Annotated in this window: 17 protein-coding genes; 13 read left to right on the top strand and 4 right to left on the bottom strand. The window is 49.4% G+C overall.

Features of this window, described 5'->3' with window-relative positions:
- Positions 1–414 precede the first annotated feature (414 nt).
- Positions 415–1,470 (top strand): hypothetical protein, encoded by a 1,056-nt coding sequence (locus FYJ64_RS06030; RefSeq protein ID WP_154574300.1) that lies wholly within the window; start codon positions 415–417, stop codon positions 1,468–1,470.
- 307 nt (positions 1,471–1,777) lie between these two features.
- Complete coding sequence (locus FYJ64_RS06025) at positions 1,778–2,038, top strand: hypothetical protein (protein ID WP_154574299.1); 261 nt, start codon at positions 1,778–1,780, stop codon at positions 2,036–2,038.
- A 472-nt stretch (positions 2,039–2,510) separates the two neighbouring features.
- On the opposite strand, the gene FYJ64_RS06020 is transcribed toward FYJ64_RS06025, so the two are convergent.
- Positions 2,511–3,752: an IS256 family transposase gene (locus FYJ64_RS06020; protein WP_328596993.1), complete on the bottom strand. Its 1,242-nt coding sequence runs from the start codon at positions 3,750–3,752 to the stop codon at positions 2,511–2,513.
- A gap of 298 nt (positions 3,753–4,050) precedes the next feature.
- On the opposite strand from FYJ64_RS06020, the gene hutG reads away from it, so the two are divergent.
- Positions 4,051–5,079, top strand: coding sequence for a formimidoylglutamase (gene hutG, locus FYJ64_RS06015; protein ID WP_154574298.1), 1,029 nt, complete (start codon positions 4,051–4,053; stop codon positions 5,077–5,079).
- Between the two features lie 145 nt (positions 5,080–5,224).
- Here the strand turns inward: hutG and FYJ64_RS06010 are convergent, their stop codons facing one another.
- A complete protein-coding gene (locus tag FYJ64_RS06010) occupies positions 5,225–6,238 on the bottom strand; it encodes an ornithine cyclodeaminase family protein (protein WP_154574297.1) in 1,014 nt (337 codons plus the stop codon).
- A complete protein-coding gene (locus tag FYJ64_RS06005) occupies positions 6,235–7,368 on the bottom strand; it encodes an aminotransferase class I/II-fold pyridoxal phosphate-dependent enzyme (protein ID WP_154574296.1) in 1,134 nt (377 codons plus the stop codon). Before FYJ64_RS06005 ends, FYJ64_RS06010 begins: the two co-directional genes overlap by 4 nt.
- Positions 7,369–7,531: 163 nt before the next feature.
- Between FYJ64_RS06005 and FYJ64_RS06000 the strand changes: the two genes are divergently transcribed.
- On the top strand, positions 7,532–8,710 hold the full coding sequence (locus FYJ64_RS06000; RefSeq protein WP_206045557.1) for a PucR family transcriptional regulator: 1,179 nt from the start codon (positions 7,532–7,534) through the stop codon (positions 8,708–8,710).
- A 129-nt stretch (positions 8,711–8,839) separates the two neighbouring features.
- Here FYJ64_RS06000 and FYJ64_RS05995 read toward each other — a convergent pair whose 3' ends face one another.
- Complete coding sequence (locus tag FYJ64_RS05995; RefSeq protein WP_154574294.1) at positions 8,840–9,736, bottom strand: LysR family transcriptional regulator; 897 nt, start codon at positions 9,734–9,736, stop codon at positions 8,840–8,842.
- 150 nt (positions 9,737–9,886) lie between these two features.
- Here FYJ64_RS05995 and FYJ64_RS05990 point away from each other — a divergent pair, with 150 nt between their 5' ends.
- The 9 genes from FYJ64_RS05990 to FYJ64_RS05950 all read left to right on the top strand — a co-directional run bounded on the left by FYJ64_RS05990 (position 9,887) and on the right by FYJ64_RS05950 (position 24,407).
- The gene (locus tag FYJ64_RS05990) at positions 9,887–10,390 is read left to right on the top strand and encodes a flavodoxin (RefSeq protein WP_154574293.1); all 504 of its coding nucleotides are present in this window, start codon (positions 9,887–9,889) and stop codon (positions 10,388–10,390) included.
- 18 nt (positions 10,391–10,408) lie between these two features.
- The gene (locus tag FYJ64_RS05985) at positions 10,409–10,783 is read left to right on the top strand and encodes a carboxymuconolactone decarboxylase family protein (RefSeq protein ID WP_154574292.1); all 375 of its coding nucleotides are present in this window, start codon (positions 10,409–10,411) and stop codon (positions 10,781–10,783) included.
- Position 10,784: 1 nt separating this feature from the next.
- A complete protein-coding gene (locus FYJ64_RS05980) occupies positions 10,785–11,954 on the top strand; it encodes an iron-containing alcohol dehydrogenase (RefSeq protein WP_154574291.1) in 1,170 nt (389 codons plus the stop codon).
- Between the two features lie 557 nt (positions 11,955–12,511).
- Positions 12,512–13,888 (top strand): radical SAM/SPASM domain-containing protein, encoded by a 1,377-nt coding sequence (locus tag FYJ64_RS05975; protein WP_154574290.1) that lies wholly within the window; start codon positions 12,512–12,514, stop codon positions 13,886–13,888.
- Between the two features lie 151 nt (positions 13,889–14,039).
- Positions 14,040–15,182: a betaine/proline/choline family ABC transporter ATP-binding protein gene (locus FYJ64_RS05970; RefSeq protein WP_154574289.1), complete on the top strand. Its 1,143-nt coding sequence runs from the start codon at positions 14,040–14,042 to the stop codon at positions 15,180–15,182.
- Positions 15,175–16,752, top strand: coding sequence for an ABC transporter permease/substrate-binding protein (locus FYJ64_RS05965; RefSeq protein WP_235897125.1), 1,578 nt, complete (start codon positions 15,175–15,177; stop codon positions 16,750–16,752). Before FYJ64_RS05970 ends, FYJ64_RS05965 begins: the two co-directional genes overlap by 8 nt.
- A gap of 669 nt (positions 16,753–17,421) precedes the next feature.
- Positions 17,422–17,709, top strand: coding sequence for a hypothetical protein (locus FYJ64_RS05960; RefSeq protein WP_154574288.1), 288 nt, complete (start codon positions 17,422–17,424; stop codon positions 17,707–17,709).
- A 93-nt stretch (positions 17,710–17,802) separates the two neighbouring features.
- Positions 17,803–22,104, top strand: coding sequence for an Ig-like domain-containing protein (locus tag FYJ64_RS05955; RefSeq protein WP_154574287.1), 4,302 nt, complete (start codon positions 17,803–17,805; stop codon positions 22,102–22,104).
- Positions 22,105–22,130: 26 nt separating this feature from the next.
- A complete protein-coding gene (locus FYJ64_RS05950; RefSeq protein ID WP_206045556.1) occupies positions 22,131–24,407 on the top strand; it encodes a fibronectin type III domain-containing protein in 2,277 nt (758 codons plus the stop codon).
- The last annotated feature ends 2 nt before the right edge of the window (positions 24,408–24,409 follow it).

Genomic DNA, 24,409 nt, shown 5'->3' with positions numbered 1-24,409 from the left:
AAAAAAATTGAAACAGGAGTGTTCAGTGGATAAAAAAATCAGTGCATTTGCATTATACCACACAACGGCAAAAAAGAGGATTTCAGCGCATCAGAGGAAATGACACGAGAAAACGGGGGATTTGTAGTAGAAAGTATACAAGATACATACAAAAAATATTCGGAGGACTGTCCCTTTTTTAAATATTTTTGCGTTTATATAAGTGAAGGTAGAAAATTTAAGGGAGGTGACAAGCTATGTATGGGTAGAGAAATAATAACATGAGAGACAGAGCGGATGAGCCGGTATTACGATGGGAAGTAACTTCGGGAATTCTGTAATTTACGCATTTTACAAAATCTGATCGGGATACTCTGAGCGCGCGTCTTAGAAGTAATGCGAAAGAGAGCGAAAGAGAAAATTGTAGGTGAAAAAATGAAAAAGAGTATTGTTTTTATATTAACATTTGCGTTATGCTTTAGTATAACCACAGTCGCATTTGCAACAGATTCCGCAACTCGTGTAGAGATTGCCGCGGAAGCAATCGCAGATTCTATTGAAAAAGTAGCTGGAGCTAGTGAAATCAATACAGATATTGAAAAAAAGGAAGATTTATACCTCGCAAAGGGTGATGGAATTGACATTGAGATTCCTGTAAGTGGAAGTGCTCCGGTAATTGCGGAGGTATATGAAGGAGAAAACATCGTGATGTACTTGCCGGAATTCGTTTCTAGGGTAGGGGGCGTTCTTACGGATAATGGAACGGTTGTTTATAATTCTACCGGAGCGAATGTGTCGGTCGGCGTACAGGCACTGAAAGAAGAAAATAGTGGGACATTGTGTGAGTCCGTAAAGACTCTGGTTGCCATGAATAACGCAAATGCGCCTAAGGAATATGATTTCACATTTGATTTGCCTGAGGGATACCGATTGGTCAAGGACTATGACTACAATGATGAATTCGATGAATATGATTGTGGTCAGATTTTTGTAGTAAATGACCAGGATGAAACTGTTTGCACAATTGATCCTGCATGGGCGAAAGATGCAAATGGAGAAGCTGTTGAAACTATGTATGAGATTAATGGAACCACATTAACGCAAATTGTTAACACTGACGAAAATACAGCGTATCCTGTTGTTACCGGTTCAGCATCTCATCCAAATAAGACGAGTGTTTACTACCTCAAGAAAGCGGGAGTCAAGGATTTGAGAGATAAGTATACAGAACAGGGCGCCCTTAAACTTTGCACAGGGTTAGTCGAAACCGCGGCCTCCTACAAACAACCTGTAGTCGGAGTTTGTAAAACTTTCGTGTTTATTAATGAAACTTATTCCGGTTACAAGTATGCATCGTGGAATTCAGTATATGCGAAAGTTGGCAAAAAGTACGCAAAAGTAGCAGTTATTTTCAGATGGAGAAACGGAGGAAAAAATAGTGGATATATTCCTAAGAATGAGAACGTAACAGTTGTCAGTAAAATATCGTAATTAGTGTCTGTTCATTAAGTCCGACGGGAACTTAATGGGCGCTGACGGCAGTTTGTCAGCAGCGCCGCGGCGCACCATCCAATGGAAGGGTGCGCCGGCAGACACTAATTGATGCTTGTGCTCAGGGACTCGGCCGTTTCCGAATCCCACTGCCGCAAGGTTTTCGGATGAAACGCCTGAAAACCTTGCGGCAGGCTACCGAATATGCTCTTTGTATTATTGATATTTCAAGCATATTCGATAGCTGAGCACGCATTAATCAGTTCATATGGATGAAGACTTTCGAATACAAGAGGAATCAACACAAATGAGGAAGAGAGACAAGAATATTGAGTATTTACTCGCAATATACTACCTGATAACTTCACTATTGGAGTGGTACGGATTGATGAAGAATCTAAGTATCTGGATAAAATCCGGAATAATATTGATTATTTGTATCTGCGTTATCGTGATTGCCATTGACTTAAAGATCGATTGGAAGCAACTTACCCGAACAGAAAAAGCATGGATGATCTGCTCTCTCTGGATTCCGTTTTTGTGGATAGGGATAGTCGTTCTCGGTTGATAGAACGGGGTTTCCCGGAAAAAAAGAATTGGAGATGCCTGGTTCATGCAAACGCGGATTTCCTGTTGTCAGTTGGGGCTTGCGGGCGCTAAACGGATATGCAGCTTTGGCATCTGGAGCAGGATATGACTATACAAAAATAACAGGTTCATATGAAATCTGGACGTATTATAAAAAACAAGGCGGGCAGCGGGTTTAGGGATATCAGTATCGAAATGGGAAAATGAAATGTAAACTTGTTAAAAAGCAGGAGGTCAGTAATGTTTAACTTTATTTTCCTTATCGTTTGGGTTATTTATGGGATATTTGAAGTCGTGATAATAAGAAATAACAATGCTAAGCGGCCAAAGCTTCATGTCATAGCTATGATTCTATGGATCGTTATTGGCATACTTGTATGCTATCAGTTTTTCATTGCAAATTGACAGTCAAGTCCAAATTTGTGTGTAAATTGCCGTTAGGTTCATTCTGGTCAGGCAACCTGTAAGAGGGAGGCCTGTTCCTCCGCAATCAGGTGGAGCCTGTTCCTTACATCTGATACAAGAAGTTTGCTGTATGTCTCCTTACTGAAGATGGACCTTCCAGCCTGACAGATACTGTTCTGCTCCAGCAGGACGGATCCAATCAGCCGGACCAGTGAGGCATCATTCGGAAAGATCCCGATGGTTTTCGATCGCCGCTTCAGTTCCCGGTTCAGCTGCTCGATGTGGTTTGATGTGCGGAAGAACCGCCGCATCCCTTCTGGCAGCGTCATGACCGTCATGGCACTCTCGAATCCTTCGTCCAGACAAGCCATGGAGGATTCAGCGACATCTTGATAATCCCGGATGATCTTATCGCGGAGAGTCCGTGCCGCCTGAATGGTCTTCGCGTTGAACTTCTCCTGAAGTTCCGCTCTGAGACCGGACTGATATTTCTTCGGAGCTTTGTCTGCGATGTTCTTTGAAAAATGGAACTGGCACCGCTGCCACGGTACGTCAGGAAATACTTCCCTTACTGCCTGAATGATACCTTCATGCGCATCCGATGTGATCATCATGAGCCCGCACAATCCGCGCTTCTTCAGGCTTTTGAGGAATTCTTTCCATGTGTCGGGTGATTCGTTTCTGTATGGCGCAAATCCCAGAATCTCCCGTTTTCCGGCTTCGTTCGTCCCGTAGGCAATCATCATTGCTTTTGAGAATACGAGGCCGCTCTCCCGGACTTTGAAGTAGGTGGCATCGACCGTAAGGAACAGATAGCTCCCTTCGATCGGGCGGTTTCGGAAGGCGTCTACATCCTTGTCGAGATCATGGCAGACTTCAGAGACTGCAGATTTCGAAACAGACGTTCCGCAGAGCGTTTCTATGACACGTGTCACCTTACGTGTGGAAACGCCGTTCACGACCATTTCTGCCATCGCAACGATGAGGGCGGCTTCGCTCCGGGAATAGTTGTCAAAGATCAGCGTCCGGAAAGGCTGGTTCCGGTGACGCGGAACAGAGAGAGTGATGGTTTCAATCCGTGTTATAAGATCTCTGTCCCGGAAACCGTTGCGGCAGTCTGTACGGGTCTCGGAACGCTCATACGGAGCCGCGTTCAACTGCTTCTGAGATTCCACCTTCAGGACAGAATTCAGGCAGTTCTGGAGCAGTATCCGGAATGCTTCATCGTGATCTGTCGAAAGTAATTGTAGAATTTCTTCCTGATTCAATGTAATATTGAGTTGAGCCACCGTGTTCTCCTTTCGGTATTATGTTGATGTCGTGATTACCATTATACCTAAAGGCTGAGCCGTTGGCTCTTTTCAATTTTTCGAATTTACACCATTATATGGGCTTTACCTGCAGCAGCATGGCGGTTTCTTATAATGCAGTGATCGTTAACCCCACCAAGAGTTTAAATCGGAGCGGAGCTCCTTCCCCTTCTCCGGTATTTTCTTCCTGCACAGAAAGTATCTTACCGCCAATCCCGCATTTTTGTGCTATACTGTGCTTGAACCCTATTATCACACAACATTACGAGGTGAATATATGCTTAAAAATTATGTGAATGCGATGCAGGACTGGCATGGCCGTGTGGACAGCGAGACGGATTATGATTCCCTGCGGTGGCACCAGTGGGTCGAAAAGCTTGACCTGAATGGGGATCCAAAGGCCTTTGAAGGTGATCTGGGATTTGCATTCATCGGCTTTTGCAGTGAACAGGGTGTGCGCAGGAACAAAGGCCGTGTCGGTACGGCGCTTGCTCCGGATTTCATCCGCCAGCAGATGTCCAACCTGCCATGCACATTTGATCAGCGCGTCAAGCTTTTTGACGCAGGCAATATTCTCTGTCAGGAGATCTCCATGGAAGAGGGCCAAAAGCTTCTCGGCGAGGCAGTCGAACAGATCCGAAGCCTGAATCTGTTCCCGATCGTCTTGGGCGGCGGTCATGAGACAACCTTCGGGCATTATCTCGGTCAGCTGAATTATGCGGAGAAGGTTGTTGATTCTCCGGACATCGGCATCATCAATTTTGATGCCCACTTTGACCTGCGCCCGTATGATAACGGCAGCTCCTCCGGTTCCATGTTCCGCCAGATTGCGGACATCTGCAAAAGCAAAGACATGAAGTTCGGTTATCTGCCGATCGGCATCCAGAAGCACAGCAATACAGTCAGTCTGTTCAAGACAGCCGACCGGCTTGGTGCCCGTTATGTTCTGGCGAAGGAGATCCAGAACGGCACCGTCACCTCAGTTCTGGAAAAAATCGATACATTTACTTATGGACATGAGCGACTTTATATCACGGTTTGTACGGATGTCTTCTCCTCGGCCTTTGCTCCGGGAGTCAGCGCACCGCAGTCCACAGGTCTGGACCCGGAAACCGTGCTGCCGATCATCAAACATATTATCAGGACACGCAAACTGGTCGGGTTCGATATCTGTGAAATTTCACCCCGGTTCGACCAGGACGATACGACCGCAAGCCTTGGGGCCGTCATCATTTTCTCCGTTGTAAACACTATCTGCAAGCTCAAGAACCTTGCTATTATCACCGAAACGGATCTGTACGACTAAGGAAATGAGTCACTGCTCAAGATTTCAGACATGAGAGCCATACTCGAATACAAAGAATGTGGTTACAAAAACAGGAGTGGAAAAGTCCACTCCTGTTTCTAAGCCTAATACATGTAAAGTTTCCGCCTGAACTCTCTTTCCCGTATCAGATCTCAACGGTAGTTCCAAGTCCTTTTTCTTCAGCTGTTCTAACCGCAGTTTTGGCAGTGACCAGGTCAAGAACTGCCAGTCCTGTAGCGTCAAATACCGTGATATCTTCATCACTTACTCGTCCTGGTTTCATACCAGCCAGCACTTCTCCTATCTCTCCTGTAACTGTCTCCGGAGAAAGGATGCCCATCTTGGCAGGGATCTCCATCTCCCCAACGGTGCAGCACTGCTTAGCGTCATCTGCAAAACATCTGGCTGTTCTGAATATCTCGGGATCGATTTCTTCTTTTCCTACCATATCAGCTCCGATGCAGCTTAAATGTGTTCCGGGCTTCAGCCAATCCTTCATAATAAGCGGGCTGGTGCTCCTGGTAATGGTAAGGATAACGTCGCTCTGCTCTACCGCTTCCTTCATATCATGAGCAGCTTCAAATACGACTTCTGAGGCATCTATACCGAGTTCATTCTTAAGCCTTTCCTGAATAGTAGTGATGTATCTGTCAGCGTTGTCCTGTGCAAAGGTATCGATTACTCTCACCTTCTTAAGTCCCGGCATTTTGACGAGCGTGGCGCCAAGAAGATATATTGACTGGAGTCCGGCACCTACAAGGAGCAGACTCTCGCTGTCAGGCCTGGCAAGAGCCGCTGCGCCTATGGCCGCTGCAGCTCCTGTTCTCATGCTCGTAATATATGATGCATCCATAACCCCTATAGGGAGGCCTGTCTCTGAGTCAAAGGCCATGAGAACTCCGGTGAATACGGGAAGTCCCTTTGCGGCATTCTCCGGAAAGTTATTCAGCAGCTTGGCTCCATGTATTCCCACTTCTCCAAAGGCTCCACCAGATCTGATATCCATAAGTGCTCCTGTGCTGAATTTATGTTCTACAAGGGGCCAGGCAACCACATTGCCCTGTGCCTTTGTCTTATATACCGATTCAACACCTTTGATCACTTCAGGCATTTCCAGAATATTGATCAAGTTTGCCCTTGATAATACTTTTATCTTCATTTTCCTTCATCCTCCAGTCTCTTTAAGAATTTGCCGAGGGCATCAAGGCCACCCGATAGGAGATCGGTTTCTCCGAATCCATATCCGAGACGGAATGTTTTTTCTTCTTCAAATACATCACCATGACAAATCAGAACCTTTTCCTCATCGAACAGTCTCTGACCGAATTCCGTAGCAGAAATATCATAGTCATAGCTGATCATTGCTGTGGAACCATAACTTTCTCCGCAGTAGTGAAGTCTGGGATGGTCCTCCATCCACTTATCAAGCATCTCTTTATTGGCTCTGACTATCTTTCTGCTTCTTTCAAGTATCTTATCAGAATGCTCAAGTGCAATGGCTGCGAGGAATTCATCGATCACGCCTCCACAGATAGTATCGAAGGAACGACGATTGAAGATGCGGTCATATAGTTCCGGATCCCTGACAACGATCCAGCCTACTCTGGTTCCTGCCATGGAGTATACTTTTGACATACTGCTTGTACTGATACCTTTTTCATAAACATCAATTATGGAAGGCATGTATTCATCATCAAGACCTCTGTACATCTCATCGAAAAGCACATATGCTCCGGTCGTCCTCGCAAGTTCAACGATCTCATTCATGAGGTCAGGCTTGATGTATATTCCTGCCGGATTGCTTGGGCTTGTCGCGATGATCATTCTGGTATTCTCATCAAATCTCTCACGTATCTCATCTATTGCGGGAAGCCAGTTATTATCAGCAGTGCCGCGGACTTTCCTTACTTCAACTCCGAGATTTGCAGGAATCGAATAGTGCTGCTGATATGTGGGAGTAATGACAATGATGTTGTCAGCGGGGTTCAGAAGCTCTGTAAGGATCATATTGTTTGCACCGGTACCTCCATGAGTGGTAATGACCATCTCAGGATCGGCATTTTTGTAAATGCCTGCGACGGCCTTTTTAAGGCGTTTAGAACCATCAAATTCTCCATAGTGAAGGCTCTTATTTGCGAGCTCTTCCATGATCTTATTGGAATCTTCTCCTACGAAGTCCAGCATCTCTTTTAGGCCGAACGCCTTAACGCAGCTGGCGCCAAGGTTATATTTGCAAAGCGGGTCAAGCGGATTGAGCCATGATTCAAGTTCAAATTTTTCGATTCTCATTTCATTACCTCCGTATTTCTATCTGATATGTTAGAGATTCTTCTTTCTGCTATCACTATATATCAGGCACGCCATATTATCAAAGTGGAAATATAGTAATATTTACAAATATATGTTTCAATTTACTATAATTTTTATTATACTTTTTATGGAGGAAACTGACATGATCATAAAGATAGACGAGTTGATAAGGCTGGATGAATTCAAGAATATAAGGCTTATTTCCGGAAGCAAAGGCCTTTGGAGGCAGGTGGACAGCATCGGATGGCTCGATTACGAATTTGTAAAATATCAAAGCAATAGGCAATATTATTCTAAATTTAACAAAGGTCAGCTGGTAATGACATCTTTTTTATATGCAAAAGACAATGCTTTTTTGACGAGAGACGCCATTCGCCACCTTATAGACAGAGATGTGAGCGGTCTGATCGTTAACAATGTCTTCAGAATCGATATACCGGAAACTGTGCTTCGTTATGCGGATGCCAAAGAATTCCCGATATTTGTTACGGAAGATCCTTCTGCCGATCTTTGCAGTCTTACTATAAAACTCCATGATTATATCAAAGATATTGAACGTGCAGAATTCGGTGACAAGGAGATAGGGGCTCTCCTGAACACGCCGATTCCAAGAGAAGAAGTAAAAACGAGTGCAATGAGAATGAATCCTTCTTTCCTGCCCCAGATCACGGCAATTTATTGCCATAAAGAATCATTTTTAAGTGATGAAGAATATGTAAAGCAGGTCACTAAATATCAGAAATCAGAAATATATGATCGACACAACTCCCTGTATCGCTATCAGAATGGATTCATGTACATCATATCTTCTGAGGATCTGGAATCCGGTTTCGGAAACAACTACATAAATCAGGCTATTGATTCCATAGTCGGAGACCCATCCGAATACAGCATAGGTATAGGTGAAAAGCATTATGATATCCGCGAATTGGACCATGCCATGCAGGAGGCCATTTATGCATCGATCATTAATCGTAAAAAAGAAGATATTTTCACGGCCTATCATGATTTGGGATCATATCAGGCCATCCTGCCTCTTGCTGAAGATCCTGCAATGGTCTCATATGCCGAAAGATTACTGGAGCCTGTCATTGAATATGATGCTTCCTACAATACAATGCTTCTGAACACCCTTCTCGATTATGTTTTGTTAGAAGGAGACCTTCATCGTCTGGCAACTGATATGAACCAGCACGAGAATACTTTGAGGTACAGATTCAATCAAATAGGAAAAATCACCGGCCTTAATCCAATCAGATCCGGTGATTATGAGAAACTCGCCCTTGCCGCTAAAATCTTAATATGCAAAAATAATATGTAGGTTGATTGTAAAATGAAAAGTATATAGCGGGAGCCTGCGACAGCGTGCCGGTCTTACGGACACGGTCGCGAATGAACCGTGCATAAACAATAAACTGCAGCGTCGCGGCGGCGCGTATGAACTGTAAATTCAGTCTTCCGGATGAAGCGTCGCGGCGGCGTCCACGAACCGGAGCACATCGTCGGGAGCGTTCAGACTGTACAGCAGACCGTAGGGGATGCTGTATTCCCAGGCAACGGGAATCGAAACCAGTCCGGGATGCACATGCTGCCAGCATTCTATGGTGAGCAGCACATTTCCGGTTTCCGCACAGCGGTTAAATACAGAGAGGTCATAAAACGGAGACGTATCCTCGATGTGGATTTCCGGATGGTTGGTTTCGAGGTCGTTGCGGATAAAGTCATTGGTGCCCGAATCTCCACGGGGTACCATCATCAGCGTTTCCCCGTACAGATCCTCAACAGTGATCTGTGTCCGGGAGGCGAGCCGGTGCTCCCGGGACACGGCGACCATTTTTTTGTAGCGTCCGAGAGGTTGAAAACTGCAGAGGGACATCCATGTCCTCGAGTCGCAGACGCCGATCAGAAAATCAAATTTTCCGCCCAGCCGGTCGATTTCTGAGAGGATTCCGTTGTGGTCGTCCTCAAAGGGGACCAGGTGTAGCCTGTAATCGGGGAAATCTTTGTTGACGCGATACCAGAGATCCATGAAAGGCTTTGCCGGATTCAGCAGGGAGGTTCCGACGCAGAATGTGGTGTCCCGGGCGCGTGTCGCCGCCATCGCCTCCTCGACGGATTTGCGGGAATAATCGATCAGAAATTTCGCGTTTCGGTATATGATCCGGCCGGCTTCGGTCAGGTGCGCTCCGGCAGGACTCCGCTCGATCAGTTTCAGGTCCAGATGTTTTTCCAGTGCGTTCATCTGTTTCATGACGGCGGTGGGGGAAATATACAGCCGGTCCGCGGCTCTGGTGAAGCTGCCGGAATCCGCGACAGCGAGGAATGTATCTAAAAGCGGATTATACATAATGAACCTCCTGCGTGATGAAAAATGGCGTTTCAGACCTGTTAACCTATATGAGTATAAACGTGTGGTTTATACTATGGTAACATTTCGGAGATTCTCTGTCAATCAGACTCGTGATACAGTGAGGGTACAGAGAAAGGAGTAAAGCATATGGGAAAAGCACTGATTGCGTTTTATTCAAGAGCAGACGAAAATTATTTAAACGGAAGGATTCAGAAGCTGAAGACCGGGAACACCGAGGTGGCGGCCGGAATTCTGCAGAAGCTCACGGGAGCGGACTTGTTCAGGATTGAACAGGAGCAGCCGTACCCGGAAGACTACAACGAGTGTATTGAACAGGCGCGGCGGGATCAGGAGAAGAACGCCCGGCCGGAGCTGTCGGAGTGGCCGGAGAGCATCAGTGGTTATGACGTGATTTATCTGGGATATCCGAATTACTGGAGCACCATGCCGATGGCAGTGTTCACATTTCTGGAGCATTTCGATTTCGGCGGAAAGACGATAAAGCCGTTCTGCACTCACGAAGGCAGCGGAATGGGAAGAAGTCTCCGCGATATAAAGAAGCTCTGCCCGACTGCGGAAGTAGAGGACGGCCTGGCGATCCGGGGCGGCGATGCGAAGAATGCGGAAGATGTATTCCGCAAATGGATATGAAGGAGGGAGAACAAAATTATGGCAGTGAAGCAGACGGCAGGACGGGATGCTTTGGGGGAATTCGCTCCGGAGTTTGCTCATTTCAATGATGACATCCTGTTCGGAGAAAACTGGAACAATGAGGATATCGACCTGAAGACCAGAAGCCTGATTACAGTGACTGCACTGATCGCACAGGGAATGACCGACAGCAGTCTGAAGTTCCATATCCTGAACGCGAAAAATTATGGAGTGAGCCGGAAGGAGATGGCCGCAGTCATCACCCATGTGGCGTTTTATGCGGGATGGCCGAAGGCGTGGGCGGCGTTCCGTCTGGCAAAGGAAGTTTATGAAACAGAAACAGAATGGCTGGATCCGGTGACGGATCAGGAATGTGACGAACTGGAGGGATAAAATGTTTGGAAATTTCACATACTGCAATCCGACGAAACTCTATTTCGGAGAGGATTCGCTGAACAATCTGAAGACTGAACTTCGGAAGTACGGAAAAAACGTGGTTCTCGTGTACGGCGGAGGATCAATCAAGAAGAACGGGATCTATGACGACGTGCTCCGCATTCTGACAGAGAGCGGAAAAAATGTCGCAGAGATCAGTGGAGTCATGCCGAACCCTACGCTGTCCAAATTGCGCGAAGGGATCGAAATCGCGCGGGAGCATCAGGCTGATCTCCTTCTCGCTGTCGGCGGCGGATCCGTCTGCGACTACTCCAAGGCGGTTTCCGTTTCAGTTAATTGTGAGGAGGATCCGTGGGAAAAATATTTTGTTCGATTTGAGGAGCCTGAATGCCGGCTCATTCCGGTAGGGTGCGTGCTGACCATGGTCGGAACCGGATCCGAGATGAATGCCGGATCTGTAATTACAAATGAGGAAACAAAACAGAAAATCGGACATGTATTCGCGAGCGAGGATGTAATGCCGCGGTTCACTGTGCTGAATCCAGTGTATACGATGACGCTGCCTGAATATCAGATGGTCGCAGGAATTTATGATATCTTCAATCACATCTGTGAACAGTACTTTTCCGGAGAGGATGACAATACCAGCGACTATATCAGTGAAGGGCTGATGCGCTCTGTGATTCATTCGAGCCGTGCTGCGGTGAAGGATCCGCAGAACTATGAAGCCAGAAGCAACCTCATGTGGACTGCCACATGGGCGCTGAACACACTGATCTCAAAAGGAAAAACGACGGACTGGATGGTGCATATGCTGGGGCAGGCGGCAGGCGGATACACCGGAGCAACTCACGGGATGACTCTGGCGGCGGTTTCACTTCCGTATTACCGGTACATCATGCCCTATGGATTGGCTAAATTCGTGAGATTCGCGGAAAACGTCTGGGGTATCGCGCCGGCAGGGAAGACGCAGGAGCAAATTGCTGCGGAGGGCCTTGCGGCGATGGAAAACTGGATGAAGGAAATCGGCGTCGTGATGAAACTTTCTGAGCTTGGCGTCAGTAAGGACATGCTGGAGGACTTGGCGGACCGGACGATTCCGCTGAAGGGCGGCTACAAAGAACTCAGCCGTGATGAAATTATCCGCGTTTTCAGGGAAAGTCTGTAGCGCCGGGATACACGGACATGACTGAGCTGTATACAAGCGTCAAATAGTGTCTGGCGGCGCACACCAACATTGGATTGTGTGTTGCGGTGCTGCTGACAAACTGCCGGCAGCACCCGTTAAGTCTGACGAGGCCTTAATGAGTTATCATAGCATTTCGCGTCTATACGACGTGGAATGCTTTTTGTTTGCTGCTTTTAACGCACATGAGTATTCGGTGCGCCGAATACAGTAGGAGGACCGACACTCTCGAAGAACGACAAAGCATGCGACCATGGCTCTGACCTGGGAAAAGACAATGTGGTCATCACGGTTCCTGCGGTGCTCCCGAAGCACGCATCGTTCAATTTCTTTCTGACATTGAAATTGCAAGGATTTGAGGGTGCGAAAAGGCAGCGGCCTGAACAGATTGAAAATAGTGTCGTTTGAAAAAACAATGATATAGCGTATAATAGTGATATAGTAACAGTTTTTTTAATATGCTGATACATTTATGATTCGATGGGCTGATATTTCAAAAATTTCGATTGCTGAGCATGTATCAGGGGGAGGAGGAAAACATGGCATCAATTACTCATGCGGCGGAGAAAAAGGCCTTTGAGGTCGCATTGAACTGTGTAATGAAAAAATCAAAGAACGCCCGTGAAGAGGGTTTTGTCGGCGTTGTGAACGCGATGGAGAAACTCCTTGGGAACACGTGGCCGCCGGAAGCGTTTGACCGACTCAGAACGGCGCTCGGCAAGGATGGGAAATGGACAGACTTTTTCTGCCGGCTGCTGGACACGCGCGATACAGAATTTCTGAAGGGAATTTTTCTGTCCTTCGGATACGAAGGAGCGCTATCCGGCTATCGGCAGAGCCAGAAGACCGGAGAGAAACTGGGCATTCCGATTCCGTGGGTCATTCTGTTCGATCCGACCAGTGCGTGCAATATGCACTGCACCGGCTGCTGGGCGGCGGAATACAAGCATACGCTGAACCTTAGCTATGAGGACATGGACAGCATTATTACGCAGGGAAAGGAGCTCGGGATTCATGAATACGCCATGACCGGCGGGGAACCGCTGATTCGTCGGGGCGATATCATTCGTCTGGCAGAAAAGCATTCCGACTGCGGTTTCATGATTTTCACCAACGGAACCCTGGTTGACGAGCAGTTCTGCGAGGATATCCGCAGGTGCAGGAACATCATCCTGATCATGAGCATTGAAGGTTTCGAAGAGACCACCGATGCGCGCCGCGGCGCAGGAGCCTTCCGAAAGGTCACAGATGCCATGGAACTGATGAATCGAAGCGGCCTGGTCTACGGGACCTCCATTTGTTATACAAAGGAAAATATCGAGGCTGTGACCAGCGATGAATTTCTGGATTTCCTGATCAGCAAGGGCGTCCAGTTCTCCTGGTATTTCCATTATATGCCGGTGGGGCAAGATGCTGATGTCAGTCTGATGCCGACGCCGGAGCAGAGAGAATATATCTTCCGCCGAATTCGCGAGGTCAGAGGCTATGAGGGCGGTAAACCCATCTGGCTCATGGATTTTCAGAATGACGGGGACAAGGTGCACGGGTGCATCGCCGGAGGCAGATGCTACTGTCATATCAATTCCAACGGTGATGTGGAACCCTGCGTGTTTATTCATTACTCGGATGCGAATATTCACAGCAAAACGCTGCTGGAATGCCTTCAGCAGCCGTTGTTCCGGGCCTACAGGAGGGAGCAGCCCTTCAATGAAAATCTGCTCAGACCCTGCCCGATGCTGGAGAATCCGGATTATCTGCGTAAAATGATAGCGGAAACGGGCGCACGGAGCACGGATCTGATGTGTCCGGAAAGCGCGGAGCATCTGTGCGGAAAATGCGACGCCTATGCCGAGGCGTGGGAGCCTGTGGCCGGAAAACTCTGGAAAGAGGAGCACAGGCCTGTTTCAGAGAAGTAATCCGCGGGATCCGGGGGCACCGGGATTTCACAGAAACAACACGGGTTCACGTAAAGCACAAAATTCTGTGCTATAATTCTATTTGACAAATATGTACAAGTTATGTCATAAATTTACCAGATGTTACACAACCATATAAGGAGATGAGAGCATGATTCAACTGATTGAGGTCACAAAGGCCTTTAAGAACAACGTGGTCCTGGACAGAATTTCCATGGATTTTCACGACGGTGAGCTGACTGTGCTGATCGGACCAAGCGGCTGTGGAAAAACGACGACATTGAAAATGATCAACCGTCTTCTTTCGCCCACCGGCGGTAAAATCATCATCGATGGACAGAATATCGAATCCATCGACAAGGTGAAGCTGCGCCGGAACATGGGGTATGTTATCCAGCAGGGCGGTCTTTTCCCGCATATGACAATACGTCAAAACATTGAAATCATCGAGAAGCTGGAAGGGAAGGATGAATATCAGATTCTGAAAAAAACGGAGAGGCTTATGGAAATGGTGGATATGGATCCGGGAGAGTTTCTGGAGCGGTATCCCACCGAACTGTCCGGGGGACAGCAACAGCGTATCGGCGTGATTCGTGCGCTTGCCAACGATCCGGAGTACGTGCTCCTGGACGAACCTTTTTCCGCGCTGGACCCGCTGACGAGAAGTTCCCTGCAGGATGAGCTGACAGAACTGCATCGAAAGATGGGAAAGACGATGATCTTTGTCACTCACGACATGGACGAGGCGATTAAGATTGCAGATCGGATATGCATCATGAAGGACGGTCATATCCTGCAGTACGATACGCCGGAGGAAATACTGCGCCGTCCGGCGAATGACTTTGTCGCAAACTTCGTGGGATTCAACCGGATCTGGGATTCTCCGGAATACATCAGAGTGGAGGATTTCATGATTCGCGAGCCAGTCACCTGCGACGCGGAGCTTACCGCTAAACGGTGCATCACCAAACTGACGATGCATCACGTGGACACATTGCTTGTGACCGGGAATGAAAACCGGCTGATGGGAATCATTAACCGAAAATCCCTGTATTCCAATCGCCAGCCGGAGAAGCCCGCCAGGGATATCATGCTTCCGGTGAAGTATACCGCTCATCCGGAGGACAGCATTTTGGACGTGTTGAAGATGATAGATCAGACAGACGTCAGCAACGTCCCGGTTGTGGACGATCTGGGAAGGCTTGTGGGACTGCTGACCAACAGTAATCTTGTTTCTACACTGAGCCGTCAGTATCTGGAGGAACCGACAGAGGAGGTGCTGGAAAATGATTAAGATGTTTGCATATTTCGGGGCACATTCAACGCAAATCTGGAAGCTGACGCTGGAGCATATTGAGATGACTGCGATTGCGGTGTGCATCGCGATCCTGATCGGTGTTCCCTTGGGAATCCTGATCAGTTATGTGCGTAAACTGGACAAGCCGGTGATCGGTGCTGCAAATGTAGTTCAGGCCATTCCGAGCATGGCGCTGCTCGGTCTTGGAATTCCGTTACTGGGTATCGGCGTTTTGCCGGCCGTCGTGATGGTTATCATTTACTCGCTGCTGCCTATCGTTAAGAATACCTATACGGGAATTTCCGGAATTGATCCGCAGATGGTGGAGGCGGCGAATGGAATCGGACTGACGCCGAGGCAGGTCCTGACCAGAGTAAAGATTCCCATGGCGCTGCCTGTAATCATGGCCGGCGTGCGAATTTCGGCCGTTACAGCAGTGGGACTGATGACCATGGCGGCGTTTATCGGAGCCGGAGGTCTCGGATACCTAGTCTTTGCGGGAATCCGGACGACAAATAATTATCAGATTCTTGCAGGCGCGAATCCGGCCTGCATTCTGGCACTGCTGGTGGATTTTCTGATGGGACTGGTGGAAAAACTCGTGACGCCTATAAGCCTGCAGAAAACCGGCGGGATCTCTAGAGCGCAGATGAAGCGCAAACGCAAAAGAGAGAAGTTTACGCTTGCGGCCGCACTGATTCTTATTTGTGCCATAATCGCCGGCGGAGCCATTAATAATATGGTTTCGGGGAGGGACAAAGAAATTACTATTGGGGGCAAGGATTTCACCGAGCAGTTCATTCTTGTGAACCTCTGTTCCGATTATATTGAGGCGCACACGGATATCAACTGTTTCCGGAAGGAGAATCTGGGAGGAAGTCAGGTCTGCTACGAGGCGTTGAAAAAAGGTGAGATCGACATGTATGTCGATTATACCGGGACGCTGTACGGAAGTGTTTTGAAACATGACGGCACTGATGACATGGAGGGCGTGTATAATACCTGTGTCAGGGAAATGAAGAAACAGAACATCACGCTGACCAGGCAGTGTGGATTCAATAATACGTATACTCTGGCAGTGAGTCATCGGATCGCGAAAAAGTATAATCTGGAAACGATTGAGAATCTGGTGGACAAATCGTCACAGATGCATCTCGGCTGCTCTCTGGAATTCCAGAACCGTCATGATTGTATGGATGCGCTTGAAAAGGCTTATCCCGGTCTGAAGTTCAGGAAGATTTCGGCGATGGACGGCTCTCCGAGGTTTGTCGCGCTGGCCAACAAAGAGGTCGACGTGATCGACGCCTTTGCGACGGACGGAATGCTGCTGAAATACAATCTGAAAGTCCTGAAGGATGAAGATCATGTGTTCCCGCCGTACTACGCCGTTCCGTGCTTCAGCTCCGATACGCTGAAGAAATACCCGGAACTGAGAGAGGTTGTGGATAAACTCGCGCCGAAGCTGACAGACGAGGTGATGATGAAGCTGAATTATCAGGTGGACGTCAAGGGCCGGGAGCCGAAGGACGTCGCTAGAGAATACCTGAAGCGGGAGAAACTGATTTAGGCAATATGAGCTGAAGACTCGTTCGAAAAAAGGGGCTGTCGCACAGTTGATTTAAATATCAGCTGGAGCGGCAGCTCTTTCTGTGCGGCGATTGGCGGAACCGTGCCGTCGCTTTGTTCTCATCGCTGCCGATCACGACGGCCTTCAGGAATCATCAGTTTCAGATTGTTGTATCGCTTGCGGTTTTTCTGCTATATGGAACGGAAAACTGAAATCCCGATATCTGAATTACAATTCAACAGATTCTGAAAATGGATGCAGAACGGGGTTGAATTTTATTTTCTTCGATGATATACTGATCGTAGTTAAATACATGGACAACTAACGGAATGGGGTGAAATTCCCCGCTGTTTCTCAGCAACCGTGAAGGTTCTGCTCAGCGGCGTGCCGCGGGCGGAGCATAAGTCGGGAGACGAGTTGTAGCATGGATGAAGGATCTCTGAGGTAGTGATAGCATCGGTCAAAACAGGTAAACCGGCGTTAACGTTCTGTGTTAGAGCGGCACAGGTACCGGCCGGCGGCACTGTTTTTCGTGTGGGCGCACCTTCAGAGCGGAGGGTGTGTTTTTTTATTACAAAAACACAGGTGCTCCGCGAACGGATGAGGCGGTCGCGCGGGAAATTCTTTGTGCCTTATGCCGCCCTCAGTGACGGAAGAATGGAGGTTGGAATGAATATTAACTGGTTCAGAAATCCGGATCACGTCGTTTACACCACAGTGGAGCAGTTTGCGGACAACTTCGGGAAGGAAACAGGGATCGACGATCTGAAGGGCGAGATCGAGAGATTCCGTCTTGACCCGGAAGGGGTGGAGAAAAACCTGAAGGGGAAGCGGCGCACGTCTCTGAAACTTTTCCGGCCGAATCGGGTGTTCGATGAGCAGCTGGACATGGGCGACGAGGTCTGGGTCTACCTGGGAGAGAATTACCAGAGCTATTGTATTTACTGGCCGGAATAGAGATATCGGTCGGAGCGGGCGTTGGAAAATGTGATTTGCGGGGGTGTCGACGGGGGAACGCCAGAAGCTGAAGTGATGAAGAGAGGAGAATAAATGAAAGTAAGAGGAAGTATGAGGAAAGTCACAGTATTGCTTCTCGCGATGCTGATGATGATCACGTTCATGCCGTCCATGGCTTTCGCGGAGGATGGAACCGCGGCGGTCAGGGTCAAACTGGACAGGCATACGCTTAACCTGGAGACAGGAGAGACGGCAGAACTGACTGCGACAGTCACTCCTGCGCAGGAGAGCACGCCGCAGATCGAGTGGAGCACGTCTGCGAAGAAGGTCGCGACCGTTGAGGACGGCAGGGTTACCGCTGTCGGTCAGGGAATCGCGGAGATCACTGCGGAATACGAAGGTGCGGAGGCGAGCTGTCTTGTTTATGTGGAGAAAGCGGCGACACCTGACCGCATTTCAGTCAAGGTCAAAAAGGGAAACGTCAATCTGCACAGGGACACGTATTTTTTCAGCGCTGTGGGAGAGAACAAAAGCTTTCAGCTGGAGGCAGCCGCAGAGCCTGAAGGAGCGAGCGCAAAAGTGACCTGGTCCAGCAACAGATCCGTCTGCAAAATCGACGAGGACGGTGTCGTGACAGTGGGAAGCCTGACAGACGCTCAGTATGTGACCTTTACGGCGACCTCCGTCCACGGAAATAATCTGAGGGGCTCAATTAATATCTACATTCTGCCTTCGGTCAAGTGGGAGAAGGATGTGACCGTTACAATTCCGGAAAACGGAGCGGTGAAACCCTTCAAGAGCTACGCGCTGGCTTCGCCGGGGCAGTACAGAGATTATAAACTGCTAGACTGGAAAGCGGAGAACGATACATATTTCGATATCCGCTATGAGAACGAGAACGTCTGCTATGTCAATCCGAAACAGCCGGGGACTGCTGAACTGACTGCGACGGACAAATACAACAAGGATAATAAGGCGTCCGGAAACGTTACCGTCAAAGGCTTCTTTGTGGAAGACAAAGAAGGAACCAGAAACGAGGGCTTTGTAAAAAAAGACGCATCGCTGCAGCTTACGGCAAAGGGCATCGAAAGCGGCCAGATCACCTGGACCACGGAGAATCAGGCGGTCGCGACGGTTGATGAGAACGGCCTCGTGAAGGGAATCGGCGAAGGAACGACGACGATAAAAGCCGCATGGGATCAGGACGGCGACGGGCAGGCGGATTTCACTGCTCTGTATATTATGAACGTTCTGGATCCGGACAAATGCTACGCTGAAAAACTGTATACCGACAGCACAGTTTTCACAGACGCCGGATATAAAAATCGTCTGAACAAGGAAGACCGCTATATCGCGGAGGACACGGTTCAGTCGGCGCATTACTTCCCGATTACAGACGCCGCGGATAGAACTCTGTATGTCGCGAACGGAACCAGAAGCATCAATCTCGGATCGGTATTCGACAAAGACAAGGTCAGCGCGGAGCTTCTGCAGGGTGATAAAAAGGTCTCCCTGAGCTCGGGGAAAGAGACTTCGGTCAGTCTGGAAACCGGCGAGAATAAATTCTCTGTCAAGGTTTCCCCTGCTTCCGGCACCGGGAAGACTGTGACTTATCAGTTTACAGTAATCAGAGGATATAATTCGGTGGATCGCCTGAACTCGCTGAGCATCGCACCGGCGGACAGGGACGCCGCCTCGACAGAAGAGGGTGCACTGTCTCCGCGGTTCAGCATCAGTAAGACTGCATATACCGCATCGGTATACAAGGATATTACAGGCGTCATTCTTTCCGCCAGAGCGCAGGATTACACGACGGGACATCTCGCATATTCCACAGACGGAGGCGCGACCTGGAAGGAAGACGGCGGTATGCTGACGACGAAAAAAATCCCGCTCAGCGATGAGGGAAAACTGACGATTCAGCTGCGCTGCGTATCCGAAAAGGCCTACAATGCCGCGAAGGCCGCCGGACAGGATCCGTTCGCGGGCGCGTCGAAGACATATACAATTGAAGTGTCGCGCGTCAACGTCGATCCGGATTCCGTAGGCGTGATGAATATCCGGAAGATTGAGCTTGGCAGCGGGATGACCTGGTGCACGCCGAAATGGGAAAAGGGCTTTTCGCAGTCTGCCGCGGTGGTCGGTCATGACACAGACAACGCGGCGGTTCGCTACCACATCACATCCGGCGCGAAACTGTACGTGAATTCTGTCAGTGACAGCAATCTGCAGACTTCGGTGGGGAAAGACAGCGACGGAAACGACATCTATGAGGTGACGACAAAGACTCCGCTGAGCGAGCAAGGCGGCACATATTCTCAGAAGGTTGTTGTATCCGCGGAAACCGCTGCCGGAACCACGGTCGCCGGAACGTTCAGTCTGAACCTGTATAAGGTGGGTACGACAAAAGGCGTCCTGCGGGGCATTCATGATGAAATCGTGGATTATCTCTGCCCGGGCAGCCAGTACACCTCCGGCGGAAATCAGGGCTGGGGCACTTACGGAATTTTCCCGGAGAAAATCAATATGGGAGCGGGAAACTGGTATTCCTGCATCTCCCTGGGAAATTTCGGAGGATATATCACCTTTAAGTACGATAAGGCGATTACCGATGATCCGAGTCATATATACGGAGTTGACTTCACTGTTTTCGGAAACAGCAACGGCGGAACCGGATTTTCTGAGCCGGGGAATGTTCTGGTGTCAGAGGACGGAGAAAAATGGTATTCACTGGCGGGATCCGAGCATTATGACGCTGCGACGATCTGGAACTATTCTGTGACATATAAGAGGAATCCGACCAGCGCGATTGCGGATTATGAAGACAATCTGGGAAACTCCGCCAGCCTCGGAACAGGCTGGGCGCCATACCGTATGCCGGATAAACGCTGGTACCCGCTCCACAAATTCAGAGACGGCGAGGATAAGGCGCTTACGGTCACCGGCGTGCGAATGCTGGGCCCCAACGCTCCGGAAAACAAAGGGCTTGAGAACTCAGGCGTTGCGGCTTTTCCTGCATTCGGATATGTGGATACGCACCGCAATTCCAGCACGACTGGCGGCACAGGAGAAAATGTGAATCTGCTGGAGGTGCCGGTGGGAGATCCGTATGTCAGCGGGTATGACGGCTATGGCGATGGCTTTGACCTGAAGTGGGCTGTGGATGAGAACGGAGATCCCGTAGATTCCTCGAAACTCAAGATCCACTATGTCAAGGTTCAGACCGCTTCCTTCATTAACGGCGGCGCTATCGGAGAAAAATCCACCGAGGTTTCTGCAATCGTCAGAACCGCAGAGAGCAGCTCTGCATACAGTCAGACGGAGGATCCGAAGATCACGGTCGGCGGAAAGACTCTGAATCTGACAAAGGGACGTGACGTATATTATATGACGCTGGACAATGCGGATGAATACGACGTTACTGTGGACGCTCCGGGCGATGCCAATGTATATATCAACAATATGCGGACGACTTCCCGCCATTACAAGGGTCTGCCGGATAAGAAGATGCTCCGGATTATTACCCAGACGGGAACGTCAGAGCCTTCGATTAAATATATTCATCTGACGACAAAGGGCGGAGATGAGAAGATTGAAGCCCTGGCGGCGATCGGAGAGGCAGAGGGCAGCATCGATGCTCTGCCGGAAAATCCGGGGGCAGATGATTATGAGCAGATCGTTGCGGCGCGTAAGGCGTATGACGCTCTTCCTGCGGAAAGCCGTGAGAAGGTCTCCAATCTGGATAAACTGGAAGCCGCAGAAAAAGCGACTCTGGGCGTCCGGGTCTCGCGTGACATTGAGGCGCTGAGGAATAAGGAGGATGTCAAATCTGAGGATGTGGAGGCCGTGCGCAAGGCGTACGACGCTCTGACAGAGACGCAGAGGAAGGATGTGACAAATTACAGCGATCTCCTGACACTGGAGAAAATCGTCGCACTGCAGAAGGAGCTTGAAGAATCGAAAAAAGAGATCAGCGAGCTGAAGAAGCAGGGCGAGGATGCCGCCGCGAAGGAAAAGGCCGCGGAAGCAGCAAAGAAGGCGAAGGAGCTGAAGATCGCCAAAGCGAAAAAGAACAAAGTGACCGGACTGAAGCTCAAAAAGGGAAAGAAGTCCTTCAAGGCGTCCTGGAAGAAGGTTCCGGGCGTATCTGGATACAGGATCTGCTACAGCACGAGCAAATCCTTCAAGAAGGGCTGCCACTATGTGGTCATAAAGAAGAGCGCCAAACCAAAGACCTCAAAGTCTTCAGCGAAGAAGTCCTCCAGAAGAACAAAGACCGTGAAGGGTCTGAAGAAAAAACAGAAGTATTATGTCAGAGTCCAGTCCTTCAATACAATCGACGGCGTGAGAGTTTACGGCAAGTGGTCTGCTTCCGGCTCAGTGCGCACGAAGTGAGAAGGACATTGATGAGGAATGTTCATATGAAGAAAAACAGAATTGCAAAAAGAATCGTAACTCTGTTTCTCGTCTTTGCCGTGGCAGTCGCATGTGCGCCTGCCATGGCCTTTGCGGGAGCTGACGCTCAGGAGAAGGCAGAGGAAGGCATCACGGTGTACTTTACTTTGTCAGATGATAGTGACTTTGTGAAAGGGATCGACCGGGATGAGACCGTGCTCGCGCGAGTGCCTGTCCGGATCTCCTATACATCTCTGGGAATTTACGGTCTGGAGGAATTTAACCGGCTTGAGGCGGACAGCTTCGAGGAAGGCGGGAAATACAAGAACTCTGTCATTGTGGAGCAGCCGACTCTGCTGATGCTGTATCTCAAGGCTCTGGGAATGTATTATCTGGGACACGAGTTCAGTAAGAGTGATCTGAACACGGACGCTCTGACGATCACCGGAAGTCCGACCAGTCTGTATATGGCGAAGTTCTGGGGACACGATGAGAATCTGATGTATTTCGTGAATCACGAATATCCGCTGATGGCCAAAGGCTGGGGCGCCACCTCGGACTATATTCTTCTGAATGACGGAGACGAAATCGATGTGGCGATGTTCACCGACTGGAATTTCTATCACTACGGAGCCTTTGCGACCTTCAGCAACAACAACCCGAAGCTCAGCGCCGGATCCTCCGTTACACTGAAAATGACCTCCTCAGGAACCTCTGCGGGACTGAACGGGGAGACGGTTAATGCCGGAGCTGTGATGGCGCATGAGCCGATTCGCATCAGCAGTGATTACGGACGAACCTGGGAGCAGACGGAATATGTGACAGATGACAAGGGAGCGTTCACAGCGAAGTTTGAAGACCCGGGCGTGTACTATCTTTCCGGCGGACCGGATTTCCGGTATCAGGAGGATCAGGGCGCCGATTCTGCATGTGTCGCGCCGCCGGTCAGCGTCGTGGAGGTATCTCCCGGACAGGTCACGGGTCTGCGGTGTGAAAGCACTACGGATCAGTCCGTTGAACTGAAATGGGACGCCGTGAAGGGTGCCGACGGATATTTTGTGAAATACAAAAAAAGCGATGACAGCAAATGGAAATCCGTGGCTGCCGATTCTGCGGGCAGAGAGATCAGCGGTCTCGACTCCAGATCAGAATACAGCTTCAAGGTAAGCGCATATGTGGACGACCGTTATGTGCCGACGGGAGAAGAGGCGAAAAAACTGGAGGGAAAGGACTCTGTAGCGGTAATGTCCTCAACGCCGGCTTCAGAACTGGATCTTTACAAGGATGCGCTCAGACTTGCTCTGAAAAAATACAGAGACACTTCTTTGTACAAGCCGGAGCAGCAGACGGCACTGGCGAAAGCGATCGGCGAAGGTGAGACTGCGATTGACAAAGCAGCTGACAAGGACAGCGCGGACAGCGCTCTGGCGAAAGCACAGCGTGAGATCGACAAGATTAAAACCATCAGCCAGCTTCTGGCGGACAGGAAAAAATCCGCACAGGAGGAAGCGATAAACTATTACCGGGATAATGAGAACAAGCTCGATGCTTCAAAGGGCGCAAGCCTGCTTCTGAACGGCCTCGGAGAAATCAGCGGAGCTGAAACCGAGGAGGCTGTGGACGCCTCACTGGCAAATCTGAAGGAGGAGATCGATAAGCTGAAACAGGCGAAACTCGATTCCGATGCGGCAGTCGAAAAAGCGCTGAAGTCGGCACGGGAGGACGCGGCGAAGCAGCTTGAAGAAAAAGTCGCGGCCGTGCCGGAAGGAGAACTCAGAAACGAGATTTCTCTGATTGCGAAAAACGCGGAAAAGAAAATCAATGAAGCGGCGAGCGTTGAGGCCGTAGCGGAAATCACAGCCTCTGCTCTCGGGGACATTGAGGAAACGGTCGTAAGGGCTGAAGAGGCGGCGAAAAATAAAGCGGCTCTGGAGGCGCTGACGAAGGAAAAGGAAGCCGCGGAACGCAAGGCTGCCGAATATGCAGCGAAGCTTGAAAAGGCCGCCCGGAAAGAGGCGGAGGGCCTGCGCGTGACAGGACTCAAGGCGTCTGTGAAGAGCCGGAAAGGAATCCTCTCCTGGAAGCGAAACAGCAAGGCGGACGGGTATCAGGTGCAGTATAAGAAGAAGGGCGGAAAGTATGCGACGCTGAAGGTGACAAAGAACAACACGACCCTGACGGCGAAAACAAAGACCTTGAAAAAAGGGAAAAAATACTATTTCCGCATCCGGTGCTGCACCGTAATCGACGGGAAAAAGGTGTTCGGCAAATGGAGCGATACGAAGAGCGTCCGGTGCAGATAAGG

The sequence above is a fragment of the Hornefia butyriciproducens genome, assembly GCF_009695915.1.
Classification (GTDB): Bacteria; Bacillota; Clostridia; order Peptostreptococcales; family Anaerovoracaceae; genus Aminicella; species Aminicella butyriciproducens.
Note: the sequence above shows the minus strand (reverse complement) of the source record. Positions and strands in the feature narration are given on the sequence as shown.